General features: G+C 60.8%; 17 protein-coding genes. 10 read left to right on the plus strand and 7 right to left on the minus strand.

Translation table 11 applies throughout. The features are described 5' to 3' along the window. Positions 1–67 precede the first annotated feature (67 nt). The gene (gene mltB / locus PG879_RS12225) at positions 68–1,165 is read left to right on the plus strand and encodes a lytic murein transglycosylase B (protein ID WP_270830242.1); all 1,098 of its coding nucleotides are present in this window, start codon (positions 68–70) and stop codon (positions 1,163–1,165) included. A gap of 45 nt (positions 1,166–1,210) precedes the next feature. Here mltB and PG879_RS12230 read toward each other — a convergent pair whose 3' ends face one another. Further along, positions 1,211–1,693, minus strand: coding sequence for a MarR family winged helix-turn-helix transcriptional regulator (locus tag PG879_RS12230; protein ID WP_201924985.1), 483 nt, complete (start codon positions 1,691–1,693; stop codon positions 1,211–1,213). 94 nt (positions 1,694–1,787) lie between these two features. Between PG879_RS12230 and PG879_RS12235 the strand changes: the two genes are divergently transcribed. After that, a complete protein-coding gene (locus PG879_RS12235) occupies positions 1,788–2,669 on the plus strand; it encodes a DMT family transporter (protein WP_221366345.1) in 882 nt (293 codons plus the stop codon). A gap of 74 nt (positions 2,670–2,743) precedes the next feature. On the opposite strand, the gene pgm is transcribed toward PG879_RS12235, so the two are convergent. Next, positions 2,744–4,393: a phosphoglucomutase (alpha-D-glucose-1,6-bisphosphate-dependent) gene (pgm, locus tag PG879_RS12240; protein ID WP_010674109.1), complete on the minus strand. Its 1,650-nt coding sequence runs from the start codon at positions 4,391–4,393 to the stop codon at positions 2,744–2,746. A gap of 53 nt (positions 4,394–4,446) precedes the next feature. Next, positions 4,447–4,956 carry a replication initiation negative regulator SeqA gene (gene seqA, locus PG879_RS12245; RefSeq protein ID WP_010674108.1) on the minus strand — a complete coding sequence of 170 codons (510 nt, stop codon included), beginning with the start codon at positions 4,954–4,956 and terminating at the stop codon, positions 4,447–4,449. Positions 4,957–5,246: 290 nt separating this feature from the next. On the opposite strand from seqA, the gene PG879_RS12250 reads away from it, so the two are divergent. From PG879_RS12250 to fldA, 4 genes are read left to right on the plus strand one after another with little or no spacing between them, the layout of a single operon-like run. Then, complete coding sequence (locus PG879_RS12250; RefSeq protein ID WP_270830252.1) at positions 5,247–6,011, plus strand: alpha/beta fold hydrolase; 765 nt, start codon at positions 5,247–5,249, stop codon at positions 6,009–6,011. Positions 6,012–6,066: 55 nt separating this feature from the next. Beyond that, the gene (locus PG879_RS12255; RefSeq protein WP_010674106.1) at positions 6,067–6,288 is read left to right on the plus strand and encodes a DUF2788 domain-containing protein; all 222 of its coding nucleotides are present in this window, start codon (positions 6,067–6,069) and stop codon (positions 6,286–6,288) included. A 20-nt stretch (positions 6,289–6,308) separates the two neighbouring features. Further along, positions 6,309–6,605, plus strand: a complete 297-nt coding sequence (gene ybfE, locus PG879_RS12260; RefSeq protein ID WP_005325670.1) for a LexA regulated protein — start codon at positions 6,309–6,311, stop codon at positions 6,603–6,605. Positions 6,606–6,645: 40 nt separating this feature from the next. Next, complete coding sequence (fldA, locus tag PG879_RS12265; RefSeq protein ID WP_010674104.1) at positions 6,646–7,170, plus strand: flavodoxin FldA; 525 nt, start codon at positions 6,646–6,648, stop codon at positions 7,168–7,170. A gap of 68 nt (positions 7,171–7,238) precedes the next feature. Here the strand turns inward: fldA and PG879_RS12270 are convergent, their stop codons facing one another. Continuing rightward, positions 7,239–7,712: a DUF4442 domain-containing protein gene (locus PG879_RS12270; RefSeq protein WP_010674103.1), complete on the minus strand. Its 474-nt coding sequence runs from the start codon at positions 7,710–7,712 to the stop codon at positions 7,239–7,241. A gap of 231 nt (positions 7,713–7,943) precedes the next feature. Between PG879_RS12270 and fur the strand changes: the two genes are divergently transcribed. Further along, positions 7,944–8,372, plus strand: coding sequence for a ferric iron uptake transcriptional regulator (fur, locus tag PG879_RS12275; protein ID WP_010674102.1), 429 nt, complete (start codon positions 7,944–7,946; stop codon positions 8,370–8,372). A gap of 99 nt (positions 8,373–8,471) precedes the next feature. Here fur and glnS read toward each other — a convergent pair whose 3' ends face one another. From glnS to nagE, 3 genes are all read right to left on the minus strand, one after another. After that, positions 8,472–10,133 (minus strand): glutamine--tRNA ligase, encoded by a 1,662-nt coding sequence (glnS, locus tag PG879_RS12280; protein WP_221366342.1) that lies wholly within the window; start codon positions 10,131–10,133, stop codon positions 8,472–8,474. A 342-nt stretch (positions 10,134–10,475) separates the two neighbouring features. Then, entirely contained in the window at positions 10,476–13,139 is a 2,664-nt protein-coding gene (locus tag PG879_RS12285; protein ID WP_270830246.1) for a beta-N-acetylhexosaminidase, read from the minus strand. Between the two features lie 122 nt (positions 13,140–13,261). Next, positions 13,262–14,716 carry an N-acetylglucosamine-specific PTS transporter subunit IIBC gene (nagE, locus tag PG879_RS12290; RefSeq protein WP_039039841.1) on the minus strand — a complete coding sequence of 485 codons (1,455 nt, stop codon included), beginning with the start codon at positions 14,714–14,716 and terminating at the stop codon, positions 13,262–13,264. A gap of 272 nt (positions 14,717–14,988) precedes the next feature. On the opposite strand from nagE, the gene nagB reads away from it, so the two are divergent. From nagB to nagC, 3 genes are read left to right on the plus strand one after another with little or no spacing between them, the layout of a single operon-like run. Beyond that, the gene (gene nagB / locus PG879_RS12295) at positions 14,989–15,789 is read left to right on the plus strand and encodes a glucosamine-6-phosphate deaminase (RefSeq protein WP_270830247.1); all 801 of its coding nucleotides are present in this window, start codon (positions 14,989–14,991) and stop codon (positions 15,787–15,789) included. Positions 15,790–15,798: 9 nt separating this feature from the next. Then, positions 15,799–16,944 carry an N-acetylglucosamine-6-phosphate deacetylase gene (gene nagA / locus PG879_RS12300; protein ID WP_039039842.1) on the plus strand — a complete coding sequence of 382 codons (1,146 nt, stop codon included), beginning with the start codon at positions 15,799–15,801 and terminating at the stop codon, positions 16,942–16,944. A gap of 4 nt (positions 16,945–16,948) precedes the next feature. After that, on the plus strand, positions 16,949–18,163 hold the full coding sequence (gene nagC, locus PG879_RS12305; protein WP_010674096.1) for a DNA-binding transcriptional regulator NagC: 1,215 nt from the start codon (positions 16,949–16,951) through the stop codon (positions 18,161–18,163). Positions 18,164–18,169 lie beyond the last annotated feature (6 nt).

The raw sequence follows: 18,169 nt of genomic DNA on the forward strand, positions 1-18,169 counted from the left end.
GAGCACTTGCGCCTGCACGCCAATGTTTTACCATGACGGCACTCTTTTTCAGGCTCACGAGAACCCTATGCGTCGCCTTGTCTGTGTCCTCTCCCTGTTTCCCCTGATCTACGGCTGCAGCAGCACGCCGGCGCCCAAGCCCGTGGTCAAACCCCAGCCCAACAGCGCCTTCATCAACCAGACGCCGCCGAGCAAACCCTTCTACGGACAGGTGAGCCAGCCCGGGGTCAGCAAGGGGGACTTCGCCAATCGTTCCAACGTGGACAACTTCGTGCAGCGGATGGTGCAAAAGCACGGCTTCGACAGCGCCGAGCTGCACCGGGTACTGGCCCAGGCCGAGCGTTATGACTGGATCATCAAGCTGATGGACGCCCAGGCCCCTACCACCAGACCGCCCACCGGTCCGACCGGCGCCTGGAACCGCTACCGCGCCAAGTTCATCACCCCGGACAACGTACAGAACGGCGTCAACTTCTGGCGTGAATACGAGAGTGAACTCAACCGGGCGCAGCAGATCTACGGGGTGCCACCCGAGATCATCGTCGGCATCATCGGGGTGGAAACCCGCTGGGGTCGGGTGATGGGCAAGACCCGCATTCTCGACGCCCTGGCGACCCTGGCATTTGACTACCCGCGCCGCGCCGACTTCTTCACCGGCGAGCTGGAAGCCTTCCTGGTGATGACCCGGGATGAGGGGATGGATCCCACCGAACCCAAGGGCTCCTATGCCGGGGCCATGGGCTACGGCCAGTTCATGCCGTCGAGTTTTCGCAACTACGCGGTGGACTTCAACGGCAACGGCCACACCAACCTGTGGGATCCGGTGGATGCCATCGGCAGCGTGGCCAACTACTTCAAGGCCCACGGCTGGGAGAAAGGGCAGCCGGTGGCAGTACGCGGCCAGGGACAGCTGCCGGGCTATGAGCACGGCTTCCAGACCCGCTACCCGGTGGCCACCCTGCGCGGTGCCGGGCTGGCTCCCACTGGCAATCTGGGCAACCACAAGGAGGCGAGCCTGCTGCGTCTGGATGTCGGCACCGACTATCAGTACTGGTACGGCTTGCCGAACTTCTACGCCATCACCCGCTACAACCACAGCACCCACTACGCCATGGCGGTATGGCAGCTTGGCCTTGCCGTCAGGGATGCCAGAGGCGGCTACTGAGTCAGCCTCAATGCCAACGAAAACGGGCCCGATGGGCCCGTTTTGCTATTCGTTCTCCAGCAACCAGCGCTTGAGCAGGGCTGCCAGCAGCTCCTGTTCGGCCAAGGTCAATGGGGCCAGCAGGCGGCGCTCGTTCGCCACGTGCTGTTCCACCGCATGGTCAACCAGCTCCCGCCCCGGCTCCGTCAGGCAGACCAGCAGGCTGCGCCTGTCATCGGGGGAGGCTTCACGTCTTATCAGGCCTCGCTGCTCCAGCTTGTCGAGCCGGGCTGTCATGGCACCTGAACTCAGCATGGCGGACTGGTAGAGCGCGGTCGGAGTCAGCGGCTCGCCGGCCCGACGCAGGGTCGCCAGGATATCGAAATCAGACCCCAGCAGACCGCACTCCTTGAGGGTCTCGCTCACTTCGCGCCCGGCGATCGCCGCCATGCGCGCCACCCGCCCCAGCACCCCCATGGGGGTGCAGTCGAGGTCCGGGCGCTGCCGGGCCCACTGGGCCAGCAGCTGATCTACATGATCACTCTCCATTCGGGCTCCATTATCTTTACATGAAGATACTTGATAATAAACCAACTCGCGGCTAATGTATCTTTACTTAAAGATACTTTTTTGCGAGATAACCATGCCGCTGCTGATCGCCCTGCTCGCCCCCCTGCTCTGGGGCAGCACCTATGCCGTCGTCAGTCTCTACCTGACCGACTACTCCCCCTACTGGGTGGCCGTGTGGCGCGCCCTCCCCGCCGGGGTGCTGCTGCTGTTGCTCCATCCCCGCAGACCGCCTCTCGTCTGGAGCAAGCAGTTCCTGCTGGCGTTTTGCAACATCACCGCCTTCTTCGCCCTGCTGTTCGTGGCGGCGTTTCGCCTGCCCGGCGCCGTGGCGGGTACGTTGGGAGCGACGCTGCCCCTCATCCTGATGGGGCTGGCCTGGCGGCAAGACGGTGTCAGACCGACGCTCAAGTGGCTGTTGCTGGGGGTGATGGGGCTCGTCGGGGTGCTCTTGCTGCTCAATCCCTCTGCCAATCTGGATCCCGTCGGCGTGGCGTGCGCCCTGCTCGCCACCCTGCTCATCGGCCAGTCGAGCCGCTGGATGCAACGCTGGCCGGTGGACGATCTGCTGGCCCTGACCGCCTGGCAGCTGCTGCTGGGCGGCCTGATGCTGATCCCGCTGGCCTGGTGGCTGGCCGGCCCCATGCCCCTGCCCCGGGCTGACGCCACTCCCGGGCTTATCTGGCTGGTGATCCTCAATACGGCTCTGGCCTACTGGGCCTGGCTCTGGGGACTCAAACGCCATGGCCCGGAGGTGATGGGGATGCTGGCCCTCACCAACCCCATGGTGGCGGTCTCCTGCGGTGTGCTGATGGTGGGAGAAACCCTGGATGGCCGTCAGTGGCTCGGCATCGGCACCATCCTGCTCTCTCTCTTCCTGATGAAGCTGCCTGCCCGCCCCTTCCTCAAGCGCTGGCAGAACCGCAAAGCCGCCACCGGCAGCGTCGACAACGGCTGATCCGCAGTCAACCCGACACAAAAAGAAGAGGAGCCACCAGGGCTCCTCTTTCACATGGGTTGTTGCCGTAAGGGTCAGACGCCGGCCTTGGCCAGGGCGGCGGAGACAATCTGCTGGGCTTCCTGCTGGATGAGGTCCAGGTGCGCCTCCCCCTTGAAACTCTCCATGTAGATCTTGTAGATGGACTCGGTACCGGAGGGGCGCGCCGCGAACCAGCCGTTCTCGGTCACCACTTTCAGGCCGCCGATGGCGGCATCGTTGCCCGGCGCCTTGGTCAGCTTGGCGAGGATGGGCTCGCCAGCCAGGGTAGAGGCTTCCACCAGGGCCGGATCCAGCTTGGAGAGCACCGCCTTCTGGGCGCTGTTGGCCGGGGCATCGATGCGGCGGTAGCTGGAGCGGCCGAATCTGGCTTCGAGCGCATCGTAGTGGGCCTGGGGATCCTTGCCGGTCACCGCCAGGATCTCGGCCGCCAGCAGCGCCAGGATGAAGCCATCCTTGTCAGTGGTCCAGACGGTACCGTCCTTGCGCAGGAAGGAGGCACCCGCGCTCTCCTCGCCGCCAAAGCCGAACTCGCCGCTGTAGAGACCGTCCACGAACCACTTGAAGCCGACCGGCACCTCTTTGAGGGTGCGACCGATCTCGCCGGCTACCCGGTCGATCATGGAAGAGGAGACCAGCGTCTTGCCGACGGCCGCCCCCTTGGGCCAGCCGGTTCTGTGGGTGAACAGATACTGGATGGCCACCGCCAGATAGTGGTTCGGATTCATCAGGCCCGCCTTGGTGACGATGCCGTGACGATCGTAGTCAGGGTCATTGCCAAGGGCGATGTCGAACTTGTCTTTCAGGGCAATCAGGCTCGCCATGGCGAACGGGCTGGAACAGTCCATCCGGATCTTGCCGTCTTTGTCCAGGGTCATGAAGGAGAAGGTCGGGTCGACCTTGTAGTTCACCACCTCGATGTCCAGACCGTAGCGCCTGGCGATGACGTCCCAGTAGGCGACGCCGGAGCCACCCAGCGGATCCACGCCGATCTTGATGCCAGCCTGCTTGATGGCGGCCAGATCCAGCACGTTTTCGAGATCATCCACATAAGGGGTGACATAGTCGTGTTCCACCACGAACGGGCTCTTGAGGGCCTCGGCAAACGGCATCCGCTTCACGCCGGCCAGGCCCGCTTCCAGGATCGCGTTGGCGCGGTCTTCCACCCACTTGGTGATCTCGCCTTCGGCAGGACCGCCGTGGGGCGGGTTGTATTTGAAGCCACCATCTTCCGGCGGGTTGTGGGACGGGGTGATCACCACGCCGTCTGCCTGGGCCACGGGTTTGCCTGCGTTGTGGCGCAGGATGGCATGGGAGATGACCGGGGTCGGCGTGAAGCCGAGGCCGGCCTGAATGCGGGTCTCGACACCGTTGGCCGCCAGCACTTCCACCGCGCTGGCAAAGGCGGATTCGGACAGGGCATGGGTATCCATGCCGACGAACAGCGGCCCTGTGATACCGGCCTGCTGGCGGTACTCCACCAGCGCCTGGGTCACCGCCAGAATGTGGGATTCGGTGAAGGCGCTGTGCAGGGCGCTGCCGCGGTGACCGGAGGTGCCGAAGGCGACCCGCTGCTCAGGGCGGCTCATGTCCGGCTTGTTGAGGTAGTAGGCGCTGACCAGACGGGGAATGTTGGTCAGATCGCAAAGACGAGCCGGCTGACCGGCGTGGGAATGCTGTGCCATGGCGTTTTCCTTGAGCTGAGCCTTGCCCGGCAAGGCCTGAAGTCATTGATGGGTTAAACGGCGCCGCACACCCGAGCCGTCAGATCCTCGTCATAACCCATGCTGTTCATGAGTTGGGCCACCATGTTCTGCTTGCGGCTGGTATTGGTATTGGTGATCACCCAGAACGGGGTCTCCGGTACCGGCTTGGGCTTGGTGGTGCTGCCACTGGCACGCAGCGCTTCCGGGTCACGGGAAAAATAGACGCGCTTGCGCCCTTTTATCTCGGTCGCCTGGGTGAAGCCTTCCGGGTTGTCCCGATAGAGGGTACTCAATACCAGCATGAAGCGGTTGATGGACTTCTCTTCTTTCTGAAGCTCGCCGGAATCCAGCAACGCCTCCAGCCCCATGGCATCGGCCACGGGTTGCGGTTGCATCGCAGGCGCGGCCGCCACGGTTGCCGTGCCAGCCTGGGCGGGTTGCTCCAGCAGGCGACGCAGGATATCGGACGCACTCTCGCCGATGTGCCGGGTCTGGCTCGCGATAAAGAAGTAGAGATCGTCATCAAGCTCGATGGTTTTCATAGGGATGCGCTGGACTCGTCGAAATTCGGATGCGGCGATTATACATAGGCAGACCCGGCAGCCCAAGCAAGGGGCGGACAGATGTGCATGAATCTCCTTGAGAATACGGCATAATGACGGGCCAAGTGTGTGATCCCCCGCACTGATAGCCGATCCCGGGGAGATATTTTTGAAAAAAAACCACAAAAAAATCCCCCACCAGGAATGAAATCCTTTTCTTTCAGTGTGTTAAAAATTATGGCGATAGAGCCCACGACCGATAAGGTGTCATTTTGCAACAATACCCACGATTGAACTTCAAGGAACAGGGCGAAGGCCCGACTGTCGTGCTGATCCATGGCCTCTTTGGCAGCCTGGACAACCTCGGCCTGCTGGCGCGCCCCCTCTGCAAACAATACCGGGTCATCAGCATCGATCTGCGCAATCACGGTGCCTCCTTTCACTCGGACGAGATGAGCTACCCGGCTCAGGCGGCGGACATCCTGGCCCTGCTGGACCATCTTGGACTTGAACAGGTGGCCCTGGTGGGCCACTCCATGGGGGGCAAGGTCGCCATGCAGGTCGCCAAGCAGGCCCCACACAGGGTCAGCAAGCTGGTGGTGGCGGACATCGCCCCGGTGGCCTATCCCCACGCCCGCCACAAGAACGTGTTTGCCGGGCTCAATGCCACGCTGGCCACGCCCCCCCTGAGCCGCAGCGAGGCGGAAGCCATGCTGGCCGAGCACATCGAGATCGCCGGGGTGCGCCAGTTCCTGCTCAAATCCTTCGCCAAAGGGGAGTCTGGATGGGGGTGGCGTTTCAACGTGCCGGCCCTTGAGCGCAACTACGCCAACATCATGGGCTGGCCCGACGATGAACGCCGCTTCGAAGGCGCGACACTCTTCATCAAGGGGGGCGACTCCGACTATATGCTGCCCGAATACACCGGGGCCGCGATGGCCCAGTTCCCGGCCGCCAAGGCCCGCGTCATCGCCGGCACGGGTCACTGGCTGCACGCGGAAAAGCCGGTTTTGTTCAACAAACTGGTTGTGGATTTCCTGTCGACAGGCGGTTAACAGTTTCAAATCCTTTGTGATATAGTGCGCCCGTCTTAAGGAGTGCGCGCAATCCATGCTGAGTGAACACATCGATCTCATCGAGAGTCTGGGCCTGAAACTGTTCTTCGTGGCCATCTTCCTGCTGATTGGTCTGGCCATTCAGGACGTGCTCAAACGGGGCAATGTGCCCCGCTTCGGCCGCTTCATCGTCTGGCTGGTGCTGTTTCTGGGTTGCGCGGGTTTTGTCGCCAAGGGGCTGATCGAAATGGGCTGGGAAGGCTCAGGGATCGGCTAACTACTTTTCATCTGTGATGTATGGCCAAACAGCAAACTGATCGAACAACACTGGATCTGTTCGCAACTGAGAAGCGCCCCGGCAGGCCAAAGACCAATCCACTCCCCCGCGAGACCCAGCTCAAGATCAACAAGCGCAACCAGCTCAAGCGCGATCGTGAGAACGGGCTGAAACGGGTCGAGTTAAAGGTGGAAGCCGAGTTGCTGGAGCGCCTGAACCAACTTGCGCTGCAACAGAACGTCAGCCGAGCCGAGCTGATCCAATCTATCCTGAAGCAACAGATCGAGTCTGCTCATGCAGCAGGCATCGCAATCTGAACCGTCAAGCATCAACACCAGATACGGGTAACGAAACACTATGGCTAGTGTAGGTCTGTTTTTCGGCAGCGATACCGGTAATACCGAAGCTGTCGCCAAGATGATCCAGAAAGAACTGGGCAAACAACTGATTGAAGTCCGTGACATTGCCAAGAGCAGCAAGGCCGACATCGACAGCTTCGATCTGCTGATGTTCGGCATCCCGACTTGGTACTACGGCGAAGCCCAGGCCGATTGGGATGACTTCTTCCCCGAACTCGAAGAGATCGACTTCAACAACAAGCTGGTGGCCATCTTCGGATGCGGCGATCAGGAAGACTATGCCGAGTACTTCCTCGACGCCATGGGCACCCTGCGTGACATCGTCGAAGCCAAGGGCGCCATCATCATCGGCCACTGGCCGACCGCGAGCTACGAGTTCGAAGCCTCCAAGGCGCTCGTGGATGACAAGCACTTCGTGGGCCTGGGCATCGACGAAGATCGCCAACCCGAGCTGACTGCAGAGCGCGTCAAGGGCTGGTGCAAACAGCTGCACGAAGAGATGTGCCTGGGCGAGCTGGAGTGATCTGATCTCCCTCCCTCTTCATGCAATAAGGGCCCCGACGGGGCCCTTGTTGCATCTGCAGCAGGCATTCAGCCCCCCCTGTGCTGGGGCTTGGATCTGACATAGAGGGTGCGCTTCACCTGGGCCACCAGCTCGCCCTGGCCATCCTGCACCTGCACCTCGAACTCGGGAAAGTGCTTCTCCCCCCCCTCGGTCGCCGCCACGATCGATGCCAGCTTGGCGTCGCTCAGGGTGAACTCCGCCACCAGTTTGCCCTTGCCCGGCTTGATGAAATTGATGCTGCCCGCCTTGTCCCACACGTAGTAGCGGTTCTTGAAATAGCCCATCAGCATCAACGGGTAGATGGGATCCGTCATGGCGAACATGCTGCCGCCGAACTGGGTCCGGTTGGCATTCTTGTTCCACCAGCGGGACTTGAGAGTGACCCGGCAGAAGCGGAAATCGGGGCTCAGGGTTTCTATCTTGATGCCTGCGCCCCAGAAGGGGGGCCAGGCGTTGAGGGCGCAGCGCACCCAGGCGGCATTGCCGAAAAGCCAATCCATGGATCTCATCCGACCAGACTATAAAGAAGTCACATAGTATCAACATTCTCTGGTCGAGCAAGCGGACCTGAATATTCCCATGATGGGCTTGATGAGCTAAAGCCCTTGAATTGCTGGGTTTATTTTTAACTTGGCTACGACCTATAATGACAGGCCAAGCGAGTTCGTGGTTGCCATTACAGCGGCAGTCAATCAGAATAACCACACCTTCGAGAATGCGAATAAATAGAAATGGCAGACAACAACCAAGCGTTAAAAAAGGCCGGGCTCAAGATCACCTTGCCCCGTGTCAAGATCCTGGAAATCCTGCAACAGCCGGACTGCCAGCACACCAGTGCGGAAGATCTGTACAAACGGCTGATCGATCAGGGCGAGGAGATTGGTCTCGCTACCGTTTATCGCGTTCTCAACCAGTTTGATGATGCCGGTATCGTCACCCGTCACCATTTCGAAGGGGGCAAGTCGGTGTTCGAGCTCGCCACCCAGGAGCACCACGACCACCTGGTCTGCCTCGACTGCGGCAAGGTGATCGAGTTCTCCGACGAGGTGATCGAACAGCGCCAGCGCGACATCGCCAAGGCGCACAACATCCGCCTGACCAACCACAGCCTTTACCTGTATGGCCACTGCGCCAACGGTGACTGCAAGCACGACGATTGATTCGGCCGGGTCGGCGCAATAAAAAAGCCAGCATGATGCTGGCTTTTTTGTGTCCGCAATCCGGACCAGAAGCGGCAGGGTCTCCCCTGCCCTCTTCTATCAGGCCTCGGCCTTGCCCCAGACGTCACGCAGGGCCACGGTGCGGTTGAACACCAGGCGCTCGGCGCTGGAGAGCTTGTTGTCGGCGCAGAAGTAACCTTCACGCTCGAACTGGTAGGCAAACTCCGGCTTGGCATCCTTCAGGGAAGCCTCCACCCGGGCCCCTTCGATGATCACCAGGGATTCCGGATTCAGAGCCGCTTCGAAGTCATCCTCGGCGCCCGGGTTCGGCACCTTGAACAGACGGTCGTAGAGACGCACTTCGGCCGGCAGGGAGTGAGTGGCGCTGACCCAGTGGATCACCCCTTTCACCTTGCGGCCGTCCGCCGGATCCTTGCCCAGGGTCTCGGGGTCGTAAGAGCAGTAGATGCAGGTGATCTTGCCGTCCGCATCCTTCTCGACCCGTTCGGCCTTGATGACGTAGGCGTTGCGCAGGCGCACTTCCTTGCCCAGCACCAGCCGCTTGAACTGCTTGTTGGCTTCCTCTTTGAAGTCCGCCTCATCGATGAAGATTTCGCGGGAGAAATGCAGCTCACGGGTCCCCATCTCCGGCTTGTTCGGGTGCGCAGGGGCTGTCAGCACCTCGTCGGCCGCCAGGTTCTCGATCACCACCTTCACCGGGTGCAGCACGGCCATGGCGCGCGGGGCGTTCTCGTTGAGATCGTCGCGGATACAGGCTTCCAGCATGCTCATCTCGACGATGTTGTCCTGCTTGGTCACACCGATGCGCTTGCAGAACTCGCGGATGGAGGCCGGGGTGTAACCACGGCGGCGCAGACCGGAGACGGTCAGCATGCGCGGATCGTCCCAGCCGTTCACGTGCCCCTCGGTCACCAGCAGGTTCAGCTTGCGCTTGGACATGACGGTGTATTCGAGGTTCAGACGGGAAAACTCGTACTGACGGGGGTGACAGTCGATGCTGATGTTGTCCAGCACCCAGTCATACAGGCGACGGTTGTCCTGGAACTCCAGGGTACACAGGGAGTGGGTGATCCCCTCCAGGGCATCCGAGATGCAGTGGGTGAAGTCATACATCGGGTAGATGCACCACTCGTCACCGGTCTGGTGGTGGTGGGCAAACTTGATGCGATAGATGACGGGATCGCGCATCACCATGAAGGGGGATGCCATGTCGATCTTGGCGCGCAGGCAGGCGGAGCCTTCGGCCATCTCACCGTTTTTCATCTTGGCGAACAGAGCAAGGTTCTCTTCCACGCTGCGATCGCGGAACGGGCTGTTCTTGCCAGGGGCGGTCAGGGTGCCGCGGTATTCGCGCATCTGCTCCGGGGAGAGCTCGTCCACATAGGCCAGCCCCTTCTCGATGAGCTCGATGGCGTAGCCGTGCAGCTTGTGGAAATAGTCGGAGGAGTAGCAGATCTCGCCGCTCCACTGGAAGCCCAGCCACTGGACGTCCTGCTTGATGGACTCCACGAACTCGATGTCTTCCTTCGCCGGGTTGGTGTCATCGAAACGCAGGTTGCACTGACCCTGATAGTCGCGGGCGATGCCGAAGTTCAGGCAGATGGATTTGGCGTGGCCGATATGGAGATAACCGTTCGGCTCCGGCGGGAAACGGGTATGCACGCTGCTGTGCTTACCGCTGGCCAGATCTTCATCAATGATCTGACGAATAAAGTTAGTTGGGCTGTTCGCCTGACTCATGGCTCACCTCAAAAATGCGTCACTGGCGGACGTTGTGCCGGCTGGCACCCTCATACCCCCGCCGTCAAGCCGGGTATGATCCCTCATTACGCGCCCTGCCTCAACCTGAATTTGGCCAATTCGGGTCATTGGCGCACCAAAAACGGCGAAACGGGAGAAATTGCAGAGATCCCGATCAAAAAAAGCCCCGCACGGGGCGGGGTCTCAAGTGATGAAAAACAGACAAAACACACACAACAAAGGTTCACACGCAGAGTCAACCTTTCCCAAACCCGATGGCCATCGACCTTGGGAAAGGCGGGTCTTGCGACCCACCTTGCGTTATGGATTGAAGGCTAGCTATCAGTTCAGCTCGGTGACGCGGCTGGTACGCTTGCCATCGAAGCTGGTGGTACGCAGGTAGACCTTGCCATCCACGGTCGGCTTGGCGGCAGCGTCGTAGGCGCTCCAGCTCTTGCCATCCAGGCTGTACTGGATGGGCAGACCCGGCAGATCCACATTCGCTTCCAGCACACCGTTCACCACCTTGGCACCCGGTACGGAGAGGCGATATTCCACCCCGGCCTGGTCCAGTTTCGGCAGCACGCGCTGACCCAGCACGTTGGCAAACTGGTTCCACTCCTTGTTCAGGGTGGCCTTGTTGACATGCTTGGTGGTGCCGGAGAACTCGCGACCCTTCACGTAATCGAGCTCGAAGCCGCCCTTGTGCCAGGCGCGCTCGGCCACGGAGAAGATGCGCGGATAGACCATGTATTCGTACTGGGCATCGGTGCGCACGGTTTCACTCCACTGCTGACCGGAGATCCCCTTGAACTTGACCGGATCCTGGTCACCCTTGGCCACGAAGGCGTTGCCGTCGCGGTCAACCGAGGTCTCGGCGTTCTGCGGCAGGTTTTCCGGGGCGAAGGCAAACACCTTGCGGGTGTCGTTGAAGCGGGTTGCCCAGTAGTAGCCGCGCTCGGCCGGGTGTACCTCGTTCGGGAAGTCGAAGTAGAGGTAATCCGGGTTGGAGAGCACCACGTCATAGCCCTTGTGCGCCCACTTCATCGCCTCGTTGAAACCACCCCAGTAGAGGGTTTCCCAGAAGTTGACCCGGGTCTTGTCGGTGGCGAATACGCTGGCATCCGTGGCGTACTTCAGGCCATCTTCCCACGCCTGCAGGGTGGAGAAGCCGTGGCCCTTGACCATCTCGCTCACTTCCTTGGCAAAGTAGACCGGCAGCTCGGCCACGTCCTTGATCTTGCCATCGTCGATCATCTTCTGGCACATGGGGGACTTGCCGAACGGCTTGTCCTGCTTGCTGGAGTCGACGTTGCCCTTCCAGGCCATCAGGTCTTCTTTCTTGGTGACGGCCGGATCCTGGTAACCACCGCCCTGCATGATGTTCTTCGCCTCGTCACCACCGTAGTGCCAGGCGGTCAGCGGCTGGCCGGCGGCCTGGTGCATCTGGGCCACTTCGTCCATCACCTTGGCCACGAAGGTGGCGGCACCCGGCTGGCAGGGGTTGATGAAGGACATCTTGTCGTAGAACTGCACCGAGGTGACGTTGGAGGTATCGGCCGGGTCAGTCAGACGGAACTGGTTGGCCTCGGCTTCTTTGCCCTCGCTCATCAGATGCTTGTAGCGCGCCTCCATGGAGACCACGGCGGCACGGGCGTGGGCCGGCATGTTGATCTCGGGGATCACGGTCACACCGCGGGCCTTGGCATAGCGTACCAGGTCGATGTAGTCCGCCTTGCTGTAGAAACCGGAGCCCTGGTTGTCGCTGCTGGGGCCGGAGCCGAGCTGCGGCATCAGGCACTTGGTTTCGGAATCGTCGTGGCAACGCTGGCTGCCGACATCGGTCAGCTCCGGCAGGCCCGGGATCTCCAGACGCCAGCCTTCATCGTTGGTCAGCCCCAGGTGCAGCACGTTGAGCTTCATGGCGGACATCTGATCCACCAGCTTCTTCATGGTCTCCGGGCTTCTGAAGTGACGGGCCACGTCGGTCTGCATGCCACGGTATTCAAAGCGCGGCGCATCCTCGACGCTCATCTGGCTCACCAGCTTGTCGTCAACCCCCAGCAGAGAGATCAGGGACTGGGCGCCCCAGAAGGCGCCGTCAACGTCGTGCCCCTGAATGACGGTGCCCTTCTTGCCGATGGTCATGTCGTAGCCTTCGGCCTGCTTGAGCTTGCTGCCGAGCTTGATGGTGACCGGGTAGCCGGTGTCGGAGAGGGTAACACCCAGCTTGGTCAGTTGCGCCTTCAGGGCCTCGGCGCGATCGCTCGGCAGGTCAAGGGCATTGAGCTTGATGGTGGAGAAGTCGATTTGCGGGCCGGCCTTGACCACCTGCTTCATGGGGCTTGGCAGGATGCGGTCGTCAATCTTGCCGGCAGGCAGCAGGGTGCTGGTCTGGTTCGCGGCGAAACGGGTCTCGCTGTTCATCAGGATGTTGTTGTCATCCTTGGTGCGCTTCCAGCCATCGGCAGGCATCGGCTTCTCGTAGGTGCTGGCATCGTCGATGTTGCTCATGCTGGCCAGCACTTTCGGCTCGGCCCCTTCACTGGCGACATACCAGTTCGGCATGATGTCAGATTCGAACAATACCCAGTATTCCACCACCAGGGGCACCTCGACCGTGGCGTCCTTGGCAAAGCCCTGGAACTTCTCGGTCGGCGTCAAACGATAGAGGTCGCCGGTCAGGTGGGTGATGGTGAACTGGTCGTTGTCCACCCGCTGGATGCGGCGGATGGAGGAGACATAGATGCTCCAGTCCTTGGAGGTGACGTCGGCACCGGTATTGGTCAGGTGCAGCTTGGCAACGCCGCAGCTCGCCCACTCGGAGCCCAGGGCCTGGCAGTCAAGACCGGCGCCGGCACCGTCATTGGTGACGACTTCGTACTTGACGACGAGGTTGCTGGCGAGGGCGTCGACCACCGCTTGCCTGGCAGCATCGGCTGCAAGTGCGGGAGCGGCGAAAACGGTAGACATGGCAATGGCTAACAGAGAATGTTTCAAGTTCATAACTGCTGCTCTCATTTGAAGTAAAGGTTGGATTTTCTTGGCTTTTTTTATATGGGGCCCCGAGGCGGGGCCCTTAGTTATGTCAACAATGGACTTAGACTTGAGGTGAGCGAGTCGCTCGATTAACGCAGGGCTTTCATCTCACCGGCGATGATCTCGGCCAATGGGCCCAGAATCACCTGCAGGTTCTGCTCACCGAGCTTGACCACACCGGCCGCGCCCAGGGCTTTGAGCTTGCGCTCGTCAACGATGCTGCGGTCTTTCAGGGTCAGACGCAGACGGGTGATGCAGGCATCGATGGTCACCAGGTTCTCCTGACCACCCAGCACTTCCAGATACTGCTTGGCCAGCTCGGTGCGGTCGGTGGTTTGAGCCTGTACCGGCACGGCTTCGTCATCTTCACGACCCGGGGTTTTCAGGTTGAACTTGGCGATCACCGCGCGGAAGACCACGTAGTAGAGGCCGAAGAAGACCAGACCCTGTACCAGCAGCATGTACCACTGGGTCGCCAGCGGGTTGCGGCTGGAGAGCACCATATCCACCAGACCGGCGCTGAAGCCGAAACCGGCGATCCAGTGCATGGAGGCTGCGATGAACACGGAGATACCGGTCAGCAGGGCGTGGATGACGTACAGTACCGGCGCCACGAACATGAAGGAGAACTCGAGCGGCTCGGTCACCCCGGTGAAGAAGGCGGCAAAGGCGGCAGCGATCATGATGGACGCAACCTTCTCTTTGTTCTCTTTCTTCGCGCTGTGGTAGATGGCCAGTGCGGCACCCGGCAGACCGAACATCATGATGGGGAAGAAGCCGGCCTGATACATGCCGGTCACGCCCACGACAGCCTTGCCGGCGTCGATGGAGGACTGGCCACCCAGGAAGTTCGGGATGTCGTTGATGCCGGCCACGTCGAACCAGAACACGGAGTTCAGGGCGTGGTGCAGACCGACCGGGATCAGCAGACGGTTGAAGAAGGCATAGATGCCGGCACCGGTGGAGCCCATGCTGACGATGGATTCACCGAAGCTCACCAGGCCACCGTAGATGACCGGCCAGACGGCCATCAGGATGAAGGAGACGACGATCATCACCACGGAGGTCACGATCGGCACCAGACGACGACCGGAGAAGAAAGCCAGCGCCTTGTGCAGCTCCACGCTGCTGAAGCGGTTGTAGAGCTCGGCAGCGATGACACCACACAGGATGCCGACGAACTGGTTGCTGATCTTGGCAAAGGCTGCCGGCACCTGGTCGGCCGGGATACCCTTGATCTGGGCCACGGCGCCCGGGCTCAGCAGGGTGGTGACCACCAGGAAGCCGACCAGACCGGCCAGCGCGGCGGAACCGTCTTTATCCTTGGACATGCCGTAAGCGACGCCGACGGCGAACAGAATGGGCATACTGTCGATGATGGCGGCGCCCGCCTTGATCAGAAACGCAGCCAGAGGGCTTCCGCCACCCCAACCGTTCGGGTCAATCCAGTAGCCAATCCCCATCAGGATCGCGGCGGCAGGCAATACCGCTACCGGCACCATCAGGGCACGGCCGATCTTTTGCAAATAACCGAGAATGTTCACGGTTCCTCTCCTTAGTTGGTGTTTTTCTAGAAATTAAGTGCTTATCACGTTCGACGCATAAGCCATCAAGGCTTGATTGGCAGTCTATGTGTTTTATTTCGCTGCGCAAATTAATAAACCAGCTTTCGTGATCATTATCACTCAACAGAGATAAAGGTAGCCGATAGATGTGGCTTAGTTCGCAATCTTTATTTACGCTATAAAACAACTTGAATCCGTGTCTGGTCCCTTGCCGTCACTCCCTGTGCGGCAACCGTACTGAGGTATATAGAATGCGCCTGATCCCGTTGAAGTCTGCCAGCCAGGTGGGTCTCTGGTCTGCCCGTTACATCGTTGACCGCATCAATGCGTTCAAACCCACTGCCGAGCGCCCCTTCGTGCTGGGTCTGCCCACTGGCGGCACCCCGCTCAACACCTACAAGCGCCTGATTGAGCTGCATAAAGTCGGCGAGGTGAGCTTCCAGAACGTGGTCACCTTCAACATGGACGAGTACGTGGGGCTGCCCAAGGAACACCCGGAGAGCTACCACAGCTTCATGCACAACAACTTCTTCAATCACGTGGACATTCGCCCGGAAAACATCAACATCCTCAATGGCAACGCCGAGGATCTGGTGGCCGAGTGCCAGCGCTACGAAGACAAGATCAAGTCCTACGGCAAGATCCACCTGTTCATGGGCGGCGTCGGCAATGACGGCCACATCGCCTTCAACGAACCGGCCTCTTCCCTGGCTTCCCGTACCCGGGTCAAGACCCTGACCGAAGACACCCGCATCGCCAACTCCCGCTTCTTTGGCGGCGACATGGAGCAGGTGCCCAAGCTGGCTCTGACCGTGGGTGTCGGCACCCTGATGGACGCCGAAGAGATCCTGATCCTGGTGGTCGGTCACGCCAAGGCCCAGGCCCTGCAGGCCACCGTGGAGGGCAGCGTCAACCACATGTGGACCATCTCCACCCTGCAACTGCATCCGAAAGGGATTGTGGTGTGCGACGAACCTTCCACCATGGAGTTGAAGGTCAAGACGGTGCGCTACTTCCAGCAACTGGAAGCCGACAATATCAAGCACCTCTGAGGAGCTCCCATGTACGCTCTGACTAATTGCACTCTCTACACCGGCAGCTGCGTGCTGACCGGTTATGGCGTGGTCATCGATGGCGACAAGATTGTCGCCATCTCCCGCCAGGCAGAACTGCCCGCCGGCATCGAGCAGATTGACCTCCAGGGCGCCAACCTCAGCGCCGGCTTCATCGACGTCCAGCTCAACGGCTGCGGTGGCGTCATGTTCAACGGTCACATCACCACGGACACCCTGGCCACCATGCAGGCGGCCAACCTGAAATCCGGGACCACCAGCTTCCTGCCGACCCTGATCACCAGCCCGGATGCGGACATGAAGCAGGCCGTTGCCGTCACCCGCGACTACATGGCCGCCCACCCCAACGAGGTGCTTGGCGTCCATCTGGAAGGGCCCTATACCAACCTCAAGCGCAAAGGGATCCACCCGGCCGAACAGATCCGTCAGCCCGCCGACGAGATGATCGACTTCTTCTGCGACAACGCAGACGCCATCGCCAAGATCACCCTGGCGCCGGAGCGCAACAAGCCCGAACACATCCGCCGTCTGGTGGAAGCCGGCATCCTGGTCTCCGCCGGCCACACCGCCGCCAACTACGACCAGGCCATGGCGGGCTTTGACAACGGCATGCGCTTTGCCACCCACCTCTACAACGCCATGACTCCGACCCTGAATGGTCGCGAGCCCGGCGTGGTCGGCGCCATCTACGATCGCAAGGATGTCTATGCGGGCATCATCGTCGACGGCCACCACGTACACTGGGCCAACGTGCGCCTGGCGCACAGGATGCTGGGGGAGCGGCTGGTGCTGGTCACCGATGCAACCGCGGCGGCAGGTGCACCGGAAGGCTTTGAGAAATTTGATTTTTGCGGCGCAACCGTCTATTTCCGCGATGGTCAGTGCGTCGATGAGAATGGTACACTCGGCGGCTCCGCCCTCACCATGATCGAAGGGGTGGAAAATCTGGTCAAACAGGTCGGATTGCCGCTCGACGAAGCACTGAGAATGGCCACCCTTTACCCCGCTCGCGCCATTGGATGGGACTCGCGTCTCGGTAGTATCCAGGTCGGAAAAATTGCCAACCTCACCGTCTTTGATCAGGCCTTCGCGGTCTGCGGGACCGTGGTTAACGGACACTACACAACACAGTGACACTATGACTGGCGGACAAATAGCAAACGTAGATCTTATCAAGCAGGTAAACAGTGCGGTCGTCTATCGCCTCATTGACCTGCAGGGGCCCATCTCGCGGGTCAAAATTGCCGAGTTGAGTCAGCTGGCCCCGGCCAGCGTGACCAAGATAACCCGGCAACTTATCGAGCACGGCCTCATCAGGGAAACCTCGCCGCAAGCCTCCACTGGCGGGCGCCGCGCCATCTCCCTGACCACCATCAAGCATCGCTTCCAGTTTGTGTCCGCCAAGCTGGGTCGCGGCTACCTGCAGCTCTCCCTGTATGACCTCGACGGCAAGGAGCTCGATCAGCACATCACCCAGGTGACCGAGATCGAGCAGCAACCCGTGGTGGACATGCTGCTGCGGGAGATTGGCGCCTTCATCGACGCCAATCAGGATCGCAGCCGCAACCTCATCAGCATCGCGCTGACCATGCCGGGTCTGGTCAACCCGGAATCCGGCATGGTCATCTACACCCCCACCTACCAGATCCGCAACCTGGGGCTCGCCAAGCTCCTGGAGCACCACTTCAACCTCCCCTGCTACGTGGGCAACGACACCCGTTCGCTGGCGCTGGCCGAGCACTTCTTCGGCGAGTCCCGCGACTGCATGGACTCCATCCTGGTGAGTGTCCACCAGGGGACGGGCTCGGGCATCATCACCAAGGGCAAGGTGTTTCTCGGCCAGAACCGCAACGTCGGCGAAATAGGCCACATCCAGGTCGAACCCCTTGGCAAGCGCTGCCACTGCGGCAACTTCGGCTGCCTCGAGACCATCGCCTCCAACGAGGCCATCGTCGACAAGGTGAAGGAACTCATCAGCCGCGGCCACCTGAGTTCGCTGCAAGAGAAGCACATCACCATCCAGGAGGTGTGCAAGGCGGCGGTGGCCGGTGACGAGCTGGCCCGCAGCGTGATCGAGAACGTGGGGGAGCACCTGGGGCGCGCCATCGCCATCACGGTCAACCTGTTCAACCCCCAGAAGGTGCTCATCGCCGGTGAAATCACCGCCGCCGAAGAGATCCTGATCCCGGCCATCCGCCGCTGTGTCGAGCACCAGTCTCTGCCAAGTTTCCATCGCGGCCTGCCTATCGTGAAGGCGCGCTTCCAGAACCAGCCCACCATCGGCGGCTTCGCCCTGGTCAAGCGCTCCCTGCTGGAAGGGGATCTGCTGCAGATCATCATGGAGCAGAAGTAAGGTCCA

It is taken from the genome of Aeromonas sp. QDB63 (genome assembly GCF_027707425.1).
Classification (GTDB): Bacteria; Pseudomonadota; Gammaproteobacteria; order Enterobacterales; family Aeromonadaceae; genus Aeromonas; species Aeromonas caviae.

Bases quoted from the DNA above. Each gene is read 5' to 3' on its own strand.
- mltB (WP_270830242.1), top strand. From the start codon at position 68: ATGCGTCGCCTTGTCTGTGTCCTCTCCCTGTTTCCCCTGATCTACGGC.
- PG879_RS12230 (WP_201924985.1), bottom strand. From the start codon at position 1,693: ATGGAGAGTGATCATGTAGATCAGCTGCTGGCCCAGTGGGCCCGGCAG.
- PG879_RS12235 (WP_221366345.1), top strand. From the start codon at position 1,788: ATGCCGCTGCTGATCGCCCTGCTCGCCCCCCTGCTCTGGGGCAGCACC.
- pgm (WP_010674109.1), bottom strand. From the start codon at position 4,393: ATGGCACAGCATTCCCACGCCGGTCAGCCGGCTCGTCTTTGCGATCTG.
- seqA (WP_010674108.1), bottom strand. From the start codon at position 4,956: ATGAAAACCATCGAGCTTGATGACGATCTCTACTTCTTTATCGCGAGC.
- PG879_RS12255 (WP_010674106.1), top strand. From the start codon at position 6,067: ATGCTGAGTGAACACATCGATCTCATCGAGAGTCTGGGCCTGAAACTG.
- ybfE (WP_005325670.1), top strand. From the start codon at position 6,309: ATGGCCAAACAGCAAACTGATCGAACAACACTGGATCTGTTCGCAACT.
- fldA (WP_010674104.1), top strand. From the start codon at position 6,646: ATGGCTAGTGTAGGTCTGTTTTTCGGCAGCGATACCGGTAATACCGAA.
- PG879_RS12270 (WP_010674103.1), bottom strand. From the start codon at position 7,712: ATGGATTGGCTTTTCGGCAATGCCGCCTGGGTGCGCTGCGCCCTCAAC.
- fur (WP_010674102.1), top strand. From the start codon at position 7,944: ATGGCAGACAACAACCAAGCGTTAAAAAAGGCCGGGCTCAAGATCACC.
- glnS (WP_221366342.1), bottom strand. From the start codon at position 10,133: ATGAGTCAGGCGAACAGCCCAACTAACTTTATTCGTCAGATCATTGAT.
- PG879_RS12285 (WP_270830246.1), bottom strand. From the start codon at position 13,139: ATGAACTTGAAACATTCTCTGTTAGCCATTGCCATGTCTACCGTTTTC.
- nagB (WP_270830247.1), top strand. From the start codon at position 14,989: ATGCGCCTGATCCCGTTGAAGTCTGCCAGCCAGGTGGGTCTCTGGTCT.
- nagA (WP_039039842.1), top strand. From the start codon at position 15,799: ATGTACGCTCTGACTAATTGCACTCTCTACACCGGCAGCTGCGTGCTG.
- nagC (WP_010674096.1), top strand. From the start codon at position 16,949: ATGACTGGCGGACAAATAGCAAACGTAGATCTTATCAAGCAGGTAAAC.